Source organism: Kitasatospora sp. NPDC092948 (genome assembly GCF_044754805.1).
GTDB lineage: Bacteria > Actinomycetota > Actinomycetes > Streptomycetales > Streptomycetaceae > Kitasatospora.
The window spans coordinates 335,654-351,368 of the sequence record NZ_JBIVPU010000005.1 but is presented as its reverse complement, the minus strand read 5'-3'; the positions used below and the strand labels follow the sequence as shown (position 1 = coordinate 351,368).

17 protein-coding genes are annotated in these 15,715 nt (G+C 73.6%); 9 read left to right on the top strand and 8 right to left on the bottom strand.

The window, feature by feature from the left end; translation table 11 throughout:
- Positions 1-49: 49 nt before the first annotated feature.
- The 3 genes from ACIQF6_RS18605 to ACIQF6_RS18595 all read right to left on the bottom strand — a co-directional run bounded on the left by ACIQF6_RS18605 (position 50) and on the right by ACIQF6_RS18595 (position 2,098).
- A complete protein-coding gene (locus ACIQF6_RS18605; protein WP_400896141.1) occupies positions 50-343 on the bottom strand; it encodes a hypothetical protein in 294 nt (97 codons plus the stop codon).
- Positions 344-506: 163 nt separating this feature from the next.
- Positions 507-956 carry a carboxymuconolactone decarboxylase family protein gene (locus ACIQF6_RS18600; RefSeq protein ID WP_400896139.1) on the bottom strand — a complete coding sequence of 150 codons (450 nt, stop codon included), beginning with the start codon at positions 954-956 and terminating at the stop codon, positions 507-509.
- A 131-nt stretch (positions 957-1,087) separates the two neighbouring features.
- Positions 1,088-2,098 carry a zinc-binding dehydrogenase gene (locus ACIQF6_RS18595; protein WP_400896136.1) on the bottom strand — a complete coding sequence of 337 codons (1,011 nt, stop codon included), beginning with the start codon at positions 2,096-2,098 and terminating at the stop codon, positions 1,088-1,090.
- 145 nt (positions 2,099-2,243) lie between these two features.
- Here ACIQF6_RS18595 and ACIQF6_RS18590 point away from each other — a divergent pair, with 145 nt between their 5' ends.
- From ACIQF6_RS18590 to ACIQF6_RS18565, 6 genes are all read left to right on the top strand, one after another.
- Positions 2,244-2,927, top strand: a complete 684-nt coding sequence (locus tag ACIQF6_RS18590) for a TetR-like C-terminal domain-containing protein (RefSeq protein ID WP_400896134.1) — start codon at positions 2,244-2,246, stop codon at positions 2,925-2,927.
- A 57-nt stretch (positions 2,928-2,984) separates the two neighbouring features.
- Positions 2,985-3,743 carry a maleylpyruvate isomerase family mycothiol-dependent enzyme gene (locus ACIQF6_RS18585; protein ID WP_400896132.1) on the top strand — a complete coding sequence of 253 codons (759 nt, stop codon included), beginning with the start codon at positions 2,985-2,987 and terminating at the stop codon, positions 3,741-3,743.
- A gap of 179 nt (positions 3,744-3,922) precedes the next feature.
- Positions 3,923-4,795: an MBL fold metallo-hydrolase gene (locus tag ACIQF6_RS18580; RefSeq protein WP_400896130.1), complete on the top strand. Its 873-nt coding sequence runs from the start codon at positions 3,923-3,925 to the stop codon at positions 4,793-4,795.
- A gap of 22 nt (positions 4,796-4,817) precedes the next feature.
- Positions 4,818-5,363: a chloramphenicol phosphotransferase CPT gene (gene cpt / locus ACIQF6_RS18575; RefSeq protein WP_400896128.1), complete on the top strand. Its 546-nt coding sequence runs from the start codon at positions 4,818-4,820 to the stop codon at positions 5,361-5,363.
- 89 nt (positions 5,364-5,452) lie between these two features.
- Entirely contained in the window at positions 5,453-5,800 is a 348-nt protein-coding gene (locus ACIQF6_RS18570) for a CU044_2847 family protein (RefSeq protein WP_400896126.1), read from the top strand.
- Between the two features lie 236 nt (positions 5,801-6,036).
- Entirely contained in the window at positions 6,037-6,771 is a 735-nt protein-coding gene (locus ACIQF6_RS18565) for a DUF981 family protein (protein ID WP_400896124.1), read from the top strand.
- A 48-nt stretch (positions 6,772-6,819) separates the two neighbouring features.
- Here ACIQF6_RS18565 and ACIQF6_RS18560 read toward each other — a convergent pair whose 3' ends face one another.
- From ACIQF6_RS18560 to ACIQF6_RS18550, 3 genes are all read right to left on the bottom strand, one after another.
- A complete protein-coding gene (locus ACIQF6_RS18560; protein ID WP_400896411.1) occupies positions 6,820-9,312 on the bottom strand; it encodes a DEAD/DEAH box helicase in 2,493 nt (830 codons plus the stop codon).
- A gap of 98 nt (positions 9,313-9,410) precedes the next feature.
- A complete protein-coding gene (locus ACIQF6_RS18555; protein ID WP_400896122.1) occupies positions 9,411-10,361 on the bottom strand; it encodes a beta-ketoacyl-ACP synthase III in 951 nt (316 codons plus the stop codon).
- A 230-nt stretch (positions 10,362-10,591) separates the two neighbouring features.
- Positions 10,592-10,906 carry a DUF6221 family protein gene (locus tag ACIQF6_RS18550; protein WP_400896120.1) on the bottom strand — a complete coding sequence of 105 codons (315 nt, stop codon included), beginning with the start codon at positions 10,904-10,906 and terminating at the stop codon, positions 10,592-10,594.
- A 236-nt stretch (positions 10,907-11,142) separates the two neighbouring features.
- On the opposite strand from ACIQF6_RS18550, the gene ACIQF6_RS18545 reads away from it, so the two are divergent.
- Entirely contained in the window at positions 11,143-11,679 is a 537-nt protein-coding gene (locus ACIQF6_RS18545) for a hypothetical protein (RefSeq protein WP_400896118.1), read from the top strand.
- 16 nt (positions 11,680-11,695) lie between these two features.
- Here the strand turns inward: ACIQF6_RS18545 and ACIQF6_RS18540 are convergent, their stop codons facing one another.
- The gene (locus tag ACIQF6_RS18540) at positions 11,696-13,126 is read right to left on the bottom strand and encodes a DUF2252 domain-containing protein (protein WP_400896116.1); all 1,431 of its coding nucleotides are present in this window, start codon (positions 13,124-13,126) and stop codon (positions 11,696-11,698) included.
- A gap of 517 nt (positions 13,127-13,643) precedes the next feature.
- On the opposite strand from ACIQF6_RS18540, the gene ACIQF6_RS18535 reads away from it, so the two are divergent.
- Both ACIQF6_RS18535 and ACIQF6_RS18530 read left to right on the top strand, forming a co-directional pair.
- Positions 13,644-14,339 (top strand): hypothetical protein, encoded by a 696-nt coding sequence (locus tag ACIQF6_RS18535; protein ID WP_400896409.1) that lies wholly within the window; start codon positions 13,644-13,646, stop codon positions 14,337-14,339.
- A 101-nt stretch (positions 14,340-14,440) separates the two neighbouring features.
- On the top strand, positions 14,441-15,052 hold the full coding sequence (locus ACIQF6_RS18530; RefSeq protein ID WP_400896114.1) for a TetR/AcrR family transcriptional regulator: 612 nt from the start codon (positions 14,441-14,443) through the stop codon (positions 15,050-15,052).
- A 188-nt stretch (positions 15,053-15,240) separates the two neighbouring features.
- On the opposite strand, the gene ACIQF6_RS18525 is transcribed toward ACIQF6_RS18530, so the two are convergent.
- Positions 15,241-15,675, bottom strand: a complete 435-nt coding sequence (locus tag ACIQF6_RS18525) for an ester cyclase (protein WP_400896112.1) — start codon at positions 15,673-15,675, stop codon at positions 15,241-15,243.
- Positions 15,676-15,715: the final 40 nt, after the last annotated feature.

The window sequence follows — 15,715 nt, the reverse complement described above, 5'->3', positions numbered from 1 at the left end:
CCGCCCGGAGGCGAACGAGATTCCGTCGCCGGGCGGGGAGCGCCGGTTCTCAGGCGATGTACACGCTGGCGCCGAACTCCTGGGTCGAGCTGCCGCCGGGAGGAACGACCGCGATCACCTGGCCGGTGCAGTTCGGGCCGTCGTAGATGAGGGCGTACTCGTTGGTCTCGTTGCGCACGACGAGCGGGAAGATCTGCCCGTTGTAGCAGCCGCTCGGATTGTCGATGGCCTGGTTGGGCGCGATGTAGAGCGTCCCGCTGGCCGCGAGGGCAGCGGTGGGCAGGGCGAGGGCCATGGTGCTTGCGGCGGCGAGGGTGCCGAGTACGGTTGCGAGGCGTCGCACGGATTCTCCTTGGGAGTGGGCTCTGCGGGGCCGAGGTGCCCCGGGCCCAACCTCGCCGCCCGTCGGAGCCGCCGCAATTCCCGTGCGCCGAGCGGGCGTACGCGCCGAGGTGCGGACGGGAGCGCGGCAGGCCGGTCGGCAGGCCCGGGGAGACGGCGGGGTCTCAGGCCGTGGCGACGGGGAGCAGGCCGCGTTCGGCGAAGACCTGCTTGGCGGTGAGGGTGGCGTTGAGGGCGCGGGGGAAGCCGCAGTAGACGGCGGAGTGCAGCAGGGCCTCGACGATCTCCTGCGGCGTCAGGCCGACGTTCAGTGCGGCGCCGAGGTGGACCCGGAGCTGGGGCTCGCAGCCGCCGAGTGCGGTGAGCATGCCGAGGGTGACCAACTGGCGGTCGCGCGGGGCGAGTCCGGGGCGGGAGTAGATCTCGCCGAAACCCCAGGCGGCGATCTGGTGGGCGAGTTCGGGCGAGACGTCGGACAGGGCGGCGAGCACGTTCTCGCCGGCGTCGCCGTCGATCCGGCCCAGGACGTCGAGGCCGTGCTCCAGGCGCTGCTCGCGGGTGGTGGCCTCGGGCTGTGCGGTGGCAGTGGCGCCGGTGGCGGCGGTGGTGGTCATGGGTGGGTCTCCGTCGGTCGTCCGTCGGTGCGGGGAACGGTGGAAACCGTAGGAGTTGGAGTGCGCTCGAAGGCAAGCGGTCCGGCCCGCCCCGGTGGAGACGGGGCGGGCCGGACGCAGTGGGGGAGAGGTCAGGGCTTGAGGATCAGACGGATCGGGTTGCCCTGCTTGGTGTGCAGACGCTCGACGGCGTCGGCGGCCTGTTCGAGCGGGAGGACGTCGCTGACCGAGCGGGAGAAGTCCAGCCGGCCGCCGGCGGCGAGGGCGATGAGCTGGGGGACGGCGTTCTCCTCCGAGCCGTAGTGGCCGAGGATCTGCTGCTGGAGGTAGGAGAAGCGCACGCTGTCGGTGACCGTCAGGGGCTGGTCGGTGAGGCCGACGAGGACCAGTCGGCCGTGCGCGCCGAGGACGGTCAGCGCCTGCTCGCGGACGGCCGGGACGCCGGCGAAGTCGAAGGCGGCGGCCAGGCCGGCCCCGCCGGTCGCGGCGCCGATCTTCGCGGCGAGCTCCGGGTCGGCCGAGTCCAGGACCAGATCCGCGCCGAAGGCGAGGGCGCGTTCGCGGGCGGCGGACGAGGGGTCGACGGCGATGACCGGGTTCGCGCCGATCGCCCGCAGCAGCTGGACGCCGTGCGCGCCGAGACCGCCCACGCCCCAGACGCCGACCGGCTCGGCGGGCCGCACCCGGCCGGTGGTGGTGATGGCGCCCCACGGGGTGGAGACCGCGTCCGGAATGATCGAGCCCTGCTCGAACGGGATCGACTCGGGCAGCCGGATCAGGGTGTCCTTGCGGGCCAGCGCGTACTCGGCCCAGCCGCCGTCGTAGTCCACACCGCGGGTCCAGGTGATGCCGTCGCGCTTCTCGCCGGCCTGCAGGACGACCCGGTCGCCAACCTGCCAGGCGCCCGCCTCCGGGCCCAACTCGGCGACGGTGCCGGCGACTTCGTGCCCGAGGGTGACGCTCTCGCCGGGGAGGTACAGCGGGGTGAGCGATCCGTCGATCAGGTGGACGTCGGACAGGCAGACGCCTGCCGCCTCCACCTTGATCAGCACCTGGCCGGGGCCGGGGACGGGGCGCTCCACCTCCTCGACGCTCAGCTTGCGGGTGGGCAGGTGCAGACGGACGGCACGCATCCGGGCCATGGTCGATCCTCTCCGGCCGACGGCGAACTGTCGGCGGCCTCGTTGCCGCAGCGCCTTGCCGAGGGGGTATCGCAAGGCGACTTGCATTGCTGAGGCTACGACGCGGCCCGGCGCAATGCAAGGAGGCTTGCGTTAGGCTTCGGGTGTGTCGAAGGAGAAGCGGACCGGGTCCGCGAAGAAGCCGGCCGATGCCGAGGAGCGGGCCTCCGGCGACCCGTCGCCCGACGGGAAGGCCAACGATCCGTCGCCCGACGGGAAGGCCGGCACCCCGCTGCGTCGGCGCGGAGCCGCCATGCGGCGGGCCGTGCTCGACGCGACGGTGCGGCTGCTCGCCGACGGCGGGCTCGAGGCCGCCAGCGTGTCCGCCGTCGCCGCGGCGGCCGGCGTCCACGAGACGTCCGTGTACCGCAACTGGGGGACCAGGGACCGACTCCTCCGGGAGGCGCTCGCCGACTGGACCGACCACGCGCTGCCGCTGCCCGACACCGGCAGCCTGCGCGAGGACCTGCGTCAACTCCTCACTGCCCTGGGCGCGTTCCTCGACACCCCGGAGGGCCCCGCGCTGCTGCACCTGAGCATCGCCCCGGCCACCGCCGAGACCCGCAGCCGCCGCGACGCCTACTGGGCGGAGCGGCTGGAGCGCGCCGAGGTCGTGGTGCGCCGGGCCGCCGAACGCGGGGAGGCCCGGCCGGACGCCGACCCCCGGGCGGCCGTCGAGGCGCTGATGAGCCCGCTGTTCGCCCGGCACCTGCTGCTCGGCGAGCCCGTCACCCCGGCCTTCGTGGACTCCCTGGTCGACCTGGTGGTGGGCGGCCTGGCCCCGCAGTGAGGCCCGCCGCGGGCGGCCGATCGCTTCGGGGCGCCGGGCGGCGGGCATACCGCAGGGATGACCGACTCCACGGATTTCGACCCCGCGGCGGCCCTGGAGCAGCTCGTCGCCGCGACCGCGAGCCTGCTGCGGACGGCGGCCCGATTCACCGAAGCCGACGTCCGGGCGCCGTCGTTGCTGCCGGGCTGGTCGCGCGGGCACGTACTGACCCACCTGGCCCGCAACGCCGACGGCGGGCGGCATCTGCTGACCTGGGCCCGGACCGGAGTGGAGACGCCCGAGTACCCGAGCCTGGCCGCCCGGGACGCGCAGATCGAGGCGGGTGCCGGCCGCAGCGCCGGGGAGCTGCTCGCCGACCTGCGGGGCAGCGCCGCCGCGTTCGAGGCCGAGTACCGGCGGATGCCGCCCGAGGCGTGGCACCGGACCGTCCGCTGGACCCGCGGCCAGGAACGCCCCGCCGCCCGCGCGGCGGACGCCCGGCTGTGCGAAGTCCTGCTCCACCACGTCGATCTGGACGCGGGGTGGACGCCGGCCCGGTTGCCGGCCGACTTCGTCGACACGATGCTCGGCCGGGTGGTGGCGTCGCTCGGCGCACGCGCGGAGACGCCCGCGATGGCGCTGTACGCCACCGACACCGGCGCGAGGTACCGGCTGGGCGGCGGCGCGAGGTACCGGCTGGGCGGCGGCGCGCGGCCGGTGCCGGCCGTCCACGGGGTGCAGAGTGCGCTGCTGGTCTGGCTGATGGGGCGCTCCGCGGGCGACGACCTGGTGGTGCGCGACGCCGCGGCGCTGCCGGAGGTGCCCTTCCTCTACTGACTCCCGCCGCCTCCCCGGCGCGGGCCCGCCGCATCCCGCGCAACCGGGCCGAGAGAGCCTCCGCCGCGGAACCGCAAGATCAGGAGGCCCTTCCACTTTGCCCGCCATTCGGGTGATTCTTGAAGTGCCGGGCCGCTCTGGCTCGTTGACGAATCATCAGAACAGTGGGGAGAGCTGTCATGGGCGAAGACTGGTATGTGGACGACCGATGCACCGGGTGCGACGTGGCGCGACAGCTCGCGCCCGACCTGATCGTGCAAGCGGGCCGGGGCTCGGAGATGGTGCGCCAGCCGCGCGACGCCGCCGAGTTGGCGCAGGTGAACGCCGCCGCGTTCGCCTGCCACACCCGCTCGATCCGCCGCCACTCGGGCCCGCTGGACGTGGCGGCCGACCCGTTCCCGCTGGCGATCGACGAGAACGTCCTGCTCTGCGGGCACAATTCGGGGCGGACCGCCGGCGCCAACTCCTACCTGCTGCGGCGGCCCGACGGCACCGTGATGATGATCGACACGCCGCGCTGGGCGGAGTCGCTGGCCACCCGCTACGAGGCGGTCGGACGGGTGACGGACGTCCTGCTGACGCACCGGGACCACGCCGCGCACGGCCGCCGCTGGGCGGACCGCCTGCACGCCCGACTGTGGATCCACGAAGGCGACTTGGCGTTCGCGCCGGAGGCCGACCGGGTGCTGCGCGGCCTCGAACCCGCCGAGGTCGGCGACGGCGTCGTCGCGCTCCCGGTGCCGGGTCACACCGAGGGCAGCGTGCTCTACCTCGCCGACGACCGGTACTGCTTCAGCGGCGACAGCATGTACTGGTCGCGCACCGCCGATGCGCTGGCCGTGGCCGAACACGTCACCTGGTACTCCATCGAGCAGCAGGCCGCCTCGCTGGCCCGGGTCGCGCCGCTGCTGCACTTCGAGTGGGTGCTCCCCGGCCACGGCGAACGCAAGCGGCTGACGTCCGAGCAGATGGCCGAGCAGCTGAGCGCGCTGGTCGAGCAGGCGGCCCGACTGGTTCCCAGGCCGGTCGACTTCGCCGCCCACCAGTGGTGAACGGGGTGGCTACAGTGGCCCGGTGACCATTCGGGTGATCGTGCTCAACGGCGGTTCCAGCAGCGGGAAGAGCAGCCTGGCGCGCTCGCTCCAGGACCGGCTGCCGGAGCCCTGGCTGATCTTCGCCATCGACGGTCTGATCGCGGCGATGCCACCCGCGCTGCTGGCGCAGGACACCGGCATCGACCTCGGCGGGAACGGCGCCGTCACCGTCGGCGACACCTTCCGCCGCCTGGAGACCGCCTGGATGGCCGGTGTCGCCGCCACCGCCCGGGCGGGCGCGCCGGTCATCGTCGACGACGTGTTCCTCTCCGGCCCCCGGTCCCAACAGCGCTGGCAGGACGCCCTGTTGGGGCTCGACGTGCTCTGGGTCGGAGTCCGCTGCGACCCGGCCGCGGCAGCCGCCCGCGAACGCGCCCGCCCCGACCGCACCCCGGGCATGGCCGCCGACCAGGCCATCCGGGTCCACCGCGGCGTCCACTACGACCTCGAGGTGGACACCACCCGCACCCCGCCCGCCGAGTGCGCCCGGACGATCGCCGAACGGCTGGCCCGCCCCGGCGGGTGAAGGATCACCCGCACGCGGACGCCGGCCTCGTGCTCTCCCCGGCCGCACCGACCTACCGTGGCCGGTGGGCAACCCACCGGAGGAGTGCGATGGCTGACGGAACAGAGTTGATGCGAGTGCCGCTGGGCGGGGCACACGGCGACGCCGGGGGCGTGGTGATGGAGGTGGACGAGCCCGCGCCCGGCGGTCGCTCGGGGCGGGCCGGCGAGATCGCCGCGACCGCGACACGGACCCTGGCCGAGAGCTTCGACCAGGTCCGGGGCGCCGCCGCCGTGCTGCTGGAGCGGCTCAGCACGCTGCCGACCGCGCCGAGCACCGTTCAGGTGGAACTCGGCGTCAAGATCAACGCCGAGGCCGGTGCGGTGATCGCCAAGACCGCCGCCGAGGGCAACTTCACGATCCGGCTGACCTGGGAACGGCCGACCGGCCCCACGTGATCCGGTCGCCGAGCCGAGCCGAGCCGAGCCGAGCCGTGCCGAGCCGTGCCGAGCCGTGCCGAGCCGTGCTGAGCCGTGCCGAGCTGAGCCGTGCCGGGCGCGGCTGTGCAGCGAACGTCGGCACCGCCGCGGGCTCCGCCGGGCGGGTGCGGCCGGTAGGGCGAGCGGACCCCGACGGCGGGTGAACCTGGGCGGCGTACGGTTTCCCGGCGGCAGCGGCCGTACACGCCTGATCCATGACACCGTACGCACTGCCGCTCGCCGCATCCGGCCTGGCATCCGGCCTGAAGATCGACTGGGCCAAGATGCCCACCTACAACACGATCATGTCCGTCGCCGCCGGCGCCGGCCTGCTGCTGGTCGTGGCCCTGGGTCGCCAACTGCTGACCCGTTCGCGCAGCACCCCGCCGGACGGCTGGGCACTGGCCTTCGCGGCGCTCGGGTTCACCCTCCTCTTCACCGGCCTGCACATGACGCTGACCTGGCCGCTGGCCGGCCAGGGCTTCCCGTTCGACAACATCATCTTCGGCGAACCCGCGCTGGCCTTCGGCGTGTTCCTGCTCGCCGCCGCGTTCTACCTGTGGAAGCGCGGCGACGACCTGCTGAGCGAGGACGGCGTCGAGCGGACCGGCCGGGTCGCGCTGCCGATCTCGCTGTACGTGTTCGGCATGGGCCTGGCCTGCTTCGGGATCGCCGCCGCCGGCTGGAAGTACACGCTGTTCGCCGCCCCGCCCGAGGAGCCGATCTCCGGGGAGTTCGCGAACTACCCGTGGCTGGAGGCGAGCTTCATGTCGGCGCTGTACGTCCTGGTCGGGATCGGCGCGCTGCTGTTCCCGTTCGCCCTGCGCCGGCCCAGGACCTGGCTGAGCCCGGCCATCGGGGTCGTCTGGGGACTGGCCGGGCTCGCCTTCCTGCTCTTCGGCGGGCTGAACTACTTCACCCACATCGGGCTGGTCGTCAACACCATGTGAGCCGTGGGCCGTGGATCTCTTCACGGCCCACCGGAGGTCGTCCCCGGGTCAGTGCGCGCCCACCGACGTGATCTTGACGACCGCGCGGCCCTCCTCGTCGGAGCCGTAGAGGTCGACCTCGGCGGAGATGCCCCAGTCGTGGTCGCCGTTCGGGTCGTCGAAGATCTGCCGGACCCGCCACAGGCCCTCGTCCTCGACCTCCTCGATCAGCAGCATCTTCGGGCCGCGGGCGTTCGGGCCGGTGAACAGGTCGTCGTACTCGTCCCAGTAGCCGTCCATCGCGTCCGCCCAGCGGTCCGCGTCCCAGCCGTCCTCGCCGTCGAGTTCGGCGAGCGAGTCGTAGTGCTCCAGGGCGCACAGCTCGACCCGGCGGAACAGCTCGTTGCGGACCAGCACCCGGAACGCCCGGGAGTTCGCGGTGACCGGGGCCGGCTTGTCGTCGAGGCGGACCTCGCCCGCCTCCGGCTCGGTCGGGTTGGCCAGCGCCTCCCACTCGTCCAGCAGCGAGGAGTCGACCTGGCGGACCAGCTCGCCCAGCCAGGCGATGACGTCCTTCAGGTCGTCGGTCTTGATGTCGTCCGGGACGGTCTGCTCCAGCGCCTTGAACGCGCCCGCCAGGTAGCGCAGCACGATGCCCTCGGTGCGGGCCAGCTCGTAGAAGCCCACGTAGTCGGTGAACGTCATGGCGCGCTCGTACAGGTCGCGGACCACCGACTTCGGCTGCAACGGGTGGTCGCCGATCCACGGGTGCGCCCGGCGGTACACGTCGTAGGCGTGGCCGAGCTGCTCCTCCAGCGGCTTCGGGTACGTGATCTCCTGGAGCCGGTTCATCCGCTCCTCGTACTCGATGCCGTCGCGCTTCATCTCCGCCACGGCCTCGCCGCGCGCCTTGTTCTCCTGCGAGGCGAGGATCTGTCGCGGGTCGTCCAGGGTCGCCTCGACGACCGAGACCACGTCCATCGCGTACGACGGCGACTCCGGGTCCAGCAGGTCGAACGCGGCCAGCGCGAAGGTGGACAGCGGCTGGTTCAGCGCGAAGTTCTCCTGGAGGTCCAGGGTCAGGCGCACCGTGCGGCCCTCGGAGTCCGGCTCGTCCAGCTGCTCCACCACGCCGCCCTCCAGCAGCGAGCGGTAGATGGCGATCGCGGTCCGGATGTGGCGGCGCTGCGCCGGGCGGTCCTCGTGGTTGTCGGTGAGCAGCTTGCGCATCGCCTCGAACGCGTTGCCCGGGCGGCCGATGACGGACAGCAGCATGGCGTGGCTGACCTTGAAGCGGGACACCAGCGGCTCCGGGTCGGCCCCGATCAGCCGCTCGAAGGTCTCCTCGGTCCACGAGACGAACCCGTCGGGGGCCTTCTTGCGGACGACCTTCTTGCGCTTCTTCGGGTCGTCGCCGGCCTTCGCCAGCGCCCGGTCGTTCTCCACCACGTGCTCCGGCGCCTGCGCCACCACCTGGCCGACGGTGTCGAACCCGGCGCGGCCCGCGCGTCCGGCGATCTGGTGGAACTCGCGGGCCCGCAGGATCCGCACCCGCTGGCCGTCGTACTTGGACAGCGCGGTGAACAGCACCGTGCGGATCGGCACGTTGACGCCGACGCCGAGCGTGTCGGTGCCGCAGATCACCTTCAGCAGGCCGGCCTGCGCCAGGCGCTCCACCAGGCGGCGGTACTTCGGCAGCATGCCGGCGTGGTGCACGCCGATGCCGTGCCGCACGTAACGGGACAGGTTGCGGCCGAACTTGGTGGTGAAACGGAAGTTGCCGATCAGGGCGGCGATGGCGTCCTTCTCCTGCTTCGAGCACATGTTGATGCTCATCAGCGACTGCGCCCGCTCCACCGCCTCCTTCTGCGTGAAGTGCACGACGTACACCGGCGCCTGACCGGTGTTCAGCAGCTCCTCCAGCGTGTCGTGCAGGCTGGTGCGCCGGTACTCGTAGAACAGCGGGACCGGGCGGGTCGCCGAACGGACCACGGTGGTCGGGCGGCCGGTGCGGCGGGTCAGGTCCTCCTCGAAGCGGCGGACGTCGCCGAGGGTCGCCGACATCAGCAGGAACTGCGCCTGCGGGAGTTCGAGCAGCGGGATCTGCCAGGCCCAGCCGCGGTCCGGCTCCGCGTAGAAGTGGAACTCGTCCATCACGACCTGGCCGATGTCGGCGCGCGGGCCGTCGTGCAGCGCGATCTGCGCCAGCACCTCGGCGGTGCAGCAGATGATCGGCGCGGTCGGGTTCACCGAGGCGTCGCCGGTCATCATGCCGACCTGCTCGGTGCCGAAGATCTTGCACAGGTCGAAGAACTTCTCCGACACCAGCGCCTTGATCGGCGCGGTGTAGAACGTCCGCTTGCCCTCGGCCAGCGCGGCGAAGTGCGCACCCGCCGCGACCAGGGACTTTCCGGAGCCGGTCGGCGTCGCCAGGATCACGTTGTTCCCGGAGACCAGCTCGATCAGCGCCTCCTCCTGCGCGGGGTAGAGGGTGATGCCGCGCTCCGACGCCCACTCGGCGAAGGTCTCGAACAGCGAGTCGGGCGTGGCGGGTTTCGGCATCAGGTCCAGGAGGGTCACCCCGCTATCTTGCCCGCCCGGCATGACCATGGGCAAAGCTCGGGCCCGCACGGTCCGCCGGGCAGCGGCGCGACGGGGCCTCAGGGACAGCTGACGACCTGGCCGGCCCAGGACAGGCCGCCGCCGAACGCGAACAGCAACACCCGGGCGCCGGAACGCAGTTCGCCGCGTTCCACGAGCTTCGCCAGCGCCATCGGGACGGACGCCGCCGAGGTGTTGCCGGAATCCACCACGTCCCGGGCGATCACCGCGTCCTCGGACAGGCCGAGCTTGTGCACCAGCGACTCGATGATCCGCAGGTTCGCCTGGTGCGTCACCACGCCGTCCAGTTCCGCCGGGCTCAGACCCGCCGCCCGGCACGCCTGCTCGGCCAGCGCCGGCAGCTCCGTGGTCGCCCAGCGGAACACCGCCTGCCCGTCCTGCTCGAACCGCGGGTGCCAGTCGCCCAGCAGCCGCACCGCGCTCGCCCGCGACGGGTCCGACCCCCACACCACCGGGCCGACGCCGGCGCCCTCGCCGTCGGTCGCCGACAGCACCGCCGCGCCCGCGCCGTCGCCCAGCAGGATGCAGCTGCGGCGGTCCGTCCAGTCGGTGACGTCCGACATCTTCTCCGCGCCGATCACCAGCGCGTGCCGGGCCGCGCCCGCGCGCAGCGAGTGGTCGGCCAGCGAGAGCGAGGTGCAGAAGCCCGCGCAGCCGTTGTTCACGTCGAACGCGACGGCGGACGGGATGCCGAGGCGGCCCGCGACCTGCGCCGCGATCGACGGGCAACGGTCCATCGCGCTACAGGTCGCCACCGTGACCTGCCCGATCTCCGCCGGGTCCAGCCCGGACGCCGCCAGCGCCTTCGCGGCGGCCACCGCGGCGAGGTCCGCCACCGACTCCTCCGGCGCGGCGATCCGGCGGGTGGCGATGCCCGTCCGCCGCCGGATCCACTCGTCATTGGTGTCCACCATGGTCGCCAACTCGTCGTTGGTCAGCACCCGGCTGGGCTGGTGGTGGCCGAGACCGGCGATACGGACTCCGGGCATGGCAGTTCCCTTCCGACAACGGCCACCGGCGGCGTGCCGGGGCAACGGCCTGGAATATAGCAACCGATCGGTCGGAAGCTAAACACTGTCCGCCGTCGGCGTCGCCCGCCGTCGGACGGAACTGCCCACCCGTCCCGGCGGACTCCGACGGCGTCTCGCCGACCTCCGACCGCCTCGGTCGGCGCCCGGTCCGCCCGGTCCCCCCGGTCCGCCCGGCGGCGGAGACGGCGTCACGCCTGCCCGCCGTCGGCAGGGGCCCACTCCTCGCGGTATCCCGGGCGATCGGAGTAGACGGTCGCCGCGAGGACCCGCACCGACCAGTCGACGCCGTGGCTGTCGCGGTCCTCGGGGCCGGCCTGGTCCGGGTCGCGCCAGGCGGCGAGCAGGTCGCGGCGCATGGCGGTGGTGCGGGCCGGCGAGTAGAGCGCGGCGAGCGGGTTGTCGGGGGTGAGCCCTTCGGGGAGCCACGCCCCGGGACGGGCGGCGGCTGCCGCCTCGTCGGCGTCGATCTGCTCGTGCAGCCAGGTGATCAGTTCAGCGGTCATCCGCGCATGATCTCCCACGCTGCCCGCGCTGCCCGCGCTGCCCGCGCTGCCCGCGCCGCCCACGTCGCCCGCTCCTTCCGCTTCCACCGACCCCGTCGACCCTGCCCGCCGGGCCCGGGCGCCGACCGGGCCGGTCGACCTTCGGCGGGACGCCGCCGTCGACGTTCGACGGGACGGGGCGAGCGCGGAGGAAAAACGGCTCGACGGCGCGTCTTCCCGCGCCCTAGCCTCGCGCGGTGACCAACCCGCTGCCCGCGAACACCGTCGAGACCGCCGCGGACTTCGGCGCGCTGCTGGCCCGCCTCTCCCGGCACTGCGCGGAGCTGGGGCCCGCCGCTCCCGACCTGGACGACGTACTGCTCCGCTGGGCCGCCGCCCTCCCGGACCGGGCCCCCGAGCCCGGCTGGCACGGCCTGGCCGACCAACTGCTCGGCGCGCTCGCCGCGCCGCCGGCCGGGCGCGCCGAGCCCGCACCGCTGGGCGACGAGCCGGATGCGGCCACCTCGGGCGAACTGCGGGCGCTGCTGCGCGCGCTGGCCGCCGACTTCGCCCGGGACCGCGACCGGACGGCGGACCGCCTGGCCCGCGGCCTGTGGGCCGAGCACGGCGAAGGCTGGGCGAGCGGCTCGTCGGCTCAGTTCCTGGAGGCCTGGGAGGCCTGGCTGGAGCCCTCCCGGGAGTGGCCGCAGGCGCTTCCCGGCGTCACGCCCGTCGAACCGGTGACCTGGGCGTCGGTCGCCCGGCAGCTCGGCGCCGCCCGCAGCTACGAGTGACCTCCGCGAAGCGGCGTCAGCCCGCGGCCGGGTCCCCGGCCGGCAGCCGGCCGGCGCGGACGGCGTCGACCAGGGCGCGGTGATCGCGCTCGTTGCGGTCGGCGTACGCCTCGGCGAACGACACCAGGGCGCGGTCGAACACGTCGCCCTTGCCCAGGTAGGCGGCGATGGCGATCCGGTCGCCGGAGCGGGCGTGCGCGCGGGCCAGGGTGAAGCCGCAGACCTCGCCGAAGGCCTCCATGCCGGACGGCAGCAGGTCCTCGGCGACCACGATGCCCTTCCAGTCGCGCAGTTGGCGGACGTAGAAGTCGCGGTGCTCGCCGTCCAGGCCCAGCGCCCGCTCCCAGCCGAGGAAGATGTCGCCGGCCGCCTGCATCAGCCGTTGACCGGAGACCACCCGCTCGCCCTGGTTGCGGTACTCGCCGGCGCCGAGGTGCGCGGCCAGGACGGACGGGCCGGCCTCCTTGGCCTGGAGGAACAGCGGGTCCCGGCCGTCCCGGCCGAGCAGCAGGAAGATCCAGCAGCGGGTGCCGACACTGCCGACGCCGACCACCTTGCGGGCCACGTCCACCAGCCGGTAGTCGGCCAGCAGAGTGCGCCGGTCGGAGGGCAGAGTGCGGCCGTAGCGTTCGACCAGGCCCGTGAACTCCCGCTCCAGCGCGGTGCGCTGCACGTCCGGCAGCAGTTCGCCGATGGGCACCAGCAGCGGCGGATCGGGGGCGATCCGCGCCACGCCGTCGACCACCCGGGTGAGCTTGCCGAAGACCTGGAGGTTGTCGCGGGTACGGGCCGTCGTCAGCTCGCGCTCCAGCACCTTCCGGCCGTGCTTGTGGAGCCGCCCGGTGGCGAGGCCCCGCAGCCGGTCGGCATCCACCTTGGTGTACCAGACGTCGAGGTTGTGCAGGCCGGCGAAGCGGGTCATCGACTCCCGGTAGGAACGGACGGTGGCCCGCACGATGCGGGCCCGCACCCGGTCGTCGAAGTCGTTGGCCCGCCCGGCGATCACCAGGCTGGCCGCCAACCGCTTGACGTCCCACTCCCAGGGGCCGGGAAGCGTCTCGTCGAAGTCGTTGATGTCGAACAGCAGGTTGCGCTCCGGCGAGGCCAACAGCCGGAAGTTCAGCATGTGCGCGTCGCCGCACAGCTGCGCCCGGATGCCGGAGTCGGGCGAGCCGGCCAGGTCCGACGCCATGATCGCGGCGGCGCCCCGGTAGAACCGGAACGGCGACTCCGTCATCCGGCCGTACCGGATCGGCACCAGCTCCGGCACCCGGTCCGCCGACTGCGCCTCCAGGATCGCCAACGGGTCCGGCCGGTTCTCCGCCGCCCGGAACTCCGCATGGCTCGACCGCGGCGCCCGCCGCCGGGCCTCCCGCCCGAGCGCCGCCCGCTCCTCGGGCGTCGCGTTCGGCACGGCCCGGATCGCCGGGGTCGACACCTGCGCCATCAGAGGCCTCCTCGCAGCCACCGCATCCGCTTCCGGGCACCCGGCGGGCACCCACGTCCGATCATCTCGGCCCTGGATGCATCCGGCCCGTCGGTGGCGGGTCGGGCCCGGGAGGGGCACCCGGCGGGGCGGCGGGCGGCGACGTGCGGGTACCCGATGCCGGGCGGCCCGGTGGTCGGCGGGTGCGCGCCCGGGGTTGTGGTGCCGGTGGTCGCGGCGTCGGGCGGTCGCAGTCCGGCAGTTCGATCCGGGTCGGGCGGGGCGTCGGCGTGATGCTCCGGTGCGGCGGCGTTCCTTCCTGCGGGCCGGTCGACAATCTCACGCAACGGTACGGAAGTTGATGTGAATTCAGGTAAGCGGAACGTCACATTCTGGTGGCCGCAGGGGAGTTCTGTTAGCATCCCGCCGCGTGCTGAGCATCAGAACAGAGCGGGAACGTCCGGCCCGCCCGACCGGCCGGGGCGGCGCGTCGAAGTCGCGGGTGCGGGCGCGCTGGACGGCAGTCGCCCTGCTCGGTGTGCTGGCGGCCGCGGCCGCCGCCTTCGTCCTGGTCGGGAACGGCGACGGGCCGGCCGGTCCGCGGGAGCTGACCTCCGACGAGGCGGGTCGGCTGGCGCTCGCGCGGTTCCGCAACTACGACGCCGGCGGGCGGGCCGTGACGATCACGGTGCCCGGTACCGCCGGCGGGCTGGTGGTGACCGGCTCCGTCGACTACCGGACGAAGACCGGCTACGGGGTGGTGCACGGCAGCGGCCGTGACGCGTCCAGTGACGGGCTGATCCAGTGGACGGCCGCCACCGTCCTCGTCCGCCCGATGTCCGACGCCCCGGCGGCCGCCCCGGCGACGCCGCCCGCGTCCGGGTGGTCGGCCCGTCCGTTGCAGGCGTCCGGCAGTGCGCTGGACACCTCGCTGGCCATGGCGCTGGGCCTGGGCAGCGACCGGCCGGAGAACGCGATGCTGCTGGGGCAGAACGGGGCCAGGTGGATCGAGCACGCGAAGCTGCGCGGCCACGAGACGGACGTCATGACCGGACCGGACGCGCAGGGCAGGACCGGCACCTCGGACACGGTGCGCTACTGGATCGACCCGGACGGCACCATGTTCCGGGTCCGGGCCGCGGTGGCCTCCGAGCCGAAGCCGGTCGTCATCGACTTCGACACCCAGGACTACCTGCCCGTCCAGCCGCTGCCCGGGCTCGCCGCAGGACGGTAGGCCCAGGTCCCCGCCGCAGGTCGGGCCCGTCACCACGTAGGATTCGCGGCCAGGGCCGTCGACCGGCGGGCCCGACCGGACAGGGTGGCGGAGGAGGACCGATGAGCCCGCGCAGTACCGTGGCCGAGGCCCGCCGCACCCGGGCCCGGATCATCGACCGGAGCGTGGCGCTGGCTTCCGTGGACGGCCTGGAAGGTCTCACCATCGGGCGGCTGGCCACCGACCTCGGCCTCTCCAAGGCCGGCGTGCTGGGCCACTTCGGTACCAAGGAGGCCCTCCAACTCGCCACCCTGGAACGGGCGTCCGCGCTCTTCACCACCCTCGTCTGGGACCCGGCCGCGCACGCCGAACCCGGCCTGCCCCGGCTGCGCGCCGTCTGCGAGAGCTGGATCGCGTACCTGGAGCACGCCCGCGAGGTGTTCCCCGGCGGCTGTCTGTTCACCACCGCCGCCGTCGAGTTCGACGCCCACGACGGGCCGGTCCGCAAGAACGTGGCCCGCCTGCTCCTGGTCTGGCGCCGCCGTCTGGCCGGCGAGGTCCGTCTCGCGACCGAGGCCGGCCAGCTGCCCGCCGACACCGACCCCGAGCAGATCGTCCACGAGCTGACGGGCATCTACCTGGCCCTCAACCAGTCCCTCCAGCTCCTGCGCGACCCCCTCGCCGCCACCCGCACCCGCCGCGCCCTCGACCGCCTGCTCCCGCCGCTCGCCTGACGGCCTGCCGGTGCGCCCCGGCGGCGCGCACCCGTGACGCGCGGCACCTGCTCGTCCAGGGAGCCGGTGAAGTCCATCGACCCGGTGCACGCCGTTCGCATCGTTCGCATCGTTCGCGCTGTCCGCGCTGTCCGCGCTGTCCGCGCTGTCCGCGCCGTTCGCGCCGTTCGCGCCGTTCGCGGCGGAGCCTATTCGGCCGGCCCGCCGAGCGGCGGGATCACGTCGAGTTGCTGGAGGAAGCCGAGGATGTCCTTGTCCGACCACTTCTCGGCGAGCTTCCCGTTCTCGATGCGGTGAACCACCGTCGCCGTCATGGTGATGGGCCGGTTCGTCGCCGGGATGCCCGGCAGGTCGCCCACGCACGTTCCGCGTCCGGTCAGCCGGGTCACGACCTTGTCGCCCTCCGCGATCTGGTCCTCGATCTCGTGCACGCCGGGGGTGGCCTCCCAGAACAGGCGGAACGCCTGCTTCAGCCCCTCGCGGCCGGGCGCGAGCCCCGGGAACGGCGGTGGTGAGTGGTCCACGTAGTCCGGGGAGACCAGCTCGTCCATGGCCTCCAGGTTGCCCGCATCGATCTCCCGGTAGAACCGGCGGACCAGGCTCTTGTTCTCCTCGACGGACATGGGCACCTCTCTGTACGTTCGACCGCGCCGCCGGAGCGGC

Bases quoted from the DNA above. Each gene is read 5' to 3' on its own strand.
- ACIQF6_RS18580 (WP_400896130.1), top strand. From the start codon at position 3,923: ATGGGCGAAGACTGGTATGTGGACGACCGATGCACCGGGTGCGACGTG.
- ACIQF6_RS18565 (WP_400896124.1), top strand. From the start codon at position 6,037: ATGACACCGTACGCACTGCCGCTCGCCGCATCCGGCCTGGCATCCGGC.
- ACIQF6_RS18570 (WP_400896126.1), top strand. From the start codon at position 5,453: ATGGCTGACGGAACAGAGTTGATGCGAGTGCCGCTGGGCGGGGCACAC.
- ACIQF6_RS18595 (WP_400896136.1), bottom strand. From the start codon at position 2,098: ATGGCCCGGATGCGTGCCGTCCGTCTGCACCTGCCCACCCGCAAGCTG.
- ACIQF6_RS18555 (WP_400896122.1), bottom strand. From the start codon at position 10,361: ATGCCCGGAGTCCGTATCGCCGGTCTCGGCCACCACCAGCCCAGCCGG.
- ACIQF6_RS18600 (WP_400896139.1), bottom strand. From the start codon at position 956: ATGACCACCACCGCCGCCACCGGCGCCACTGCCACCGCACAGCCCGAG.
- ACIQF6_RS18540 (WP_400896116.1), bottom strand. From the start codon at position 13,126: ATGGCGCAGGTGTCGACCCCGGCGATCCGGGCCGTGCCGAACGCGACG.
- ACIQF6_RS18525 (WP_400896112.1), bottom strand. From the start codon at position 15,675: ATGTCCGTCGAGGAGAACAAGAGCCTGGTCCGCCGGTTCTACCGGGAG.
- ACIQF6_RS18585 (WP_400896132.1), top strand. From the start codon at position 2,985: ATGACCGACTCCACGGATTTCGACCCCGCGGCGGCCCTGGAGCAGCTC.
- ACIQF6_RS18550 (WP_400896120.1), bottom strand. From the start codon at position 10,906: ATGACCGCTGAACTGATCACCTGGCTGCACGAGCAGATCGACGCCGAC.
- ACIQF6_RS18560 (WP_400896411.1), bottom strand. From the start codon at position 9,312: ATGCCGAAACCCGCCACGCCCGACTCGCTGTTCGAGACCTTCGCCGAG.
- ACIQF6_RS18530 (WP_400896114.1), top strand. From the start codon at position 14,441: ATGAGCCCGCGCAGTACCGTGGCCGAGGCCCGCCGCACCCGGGCCCGG.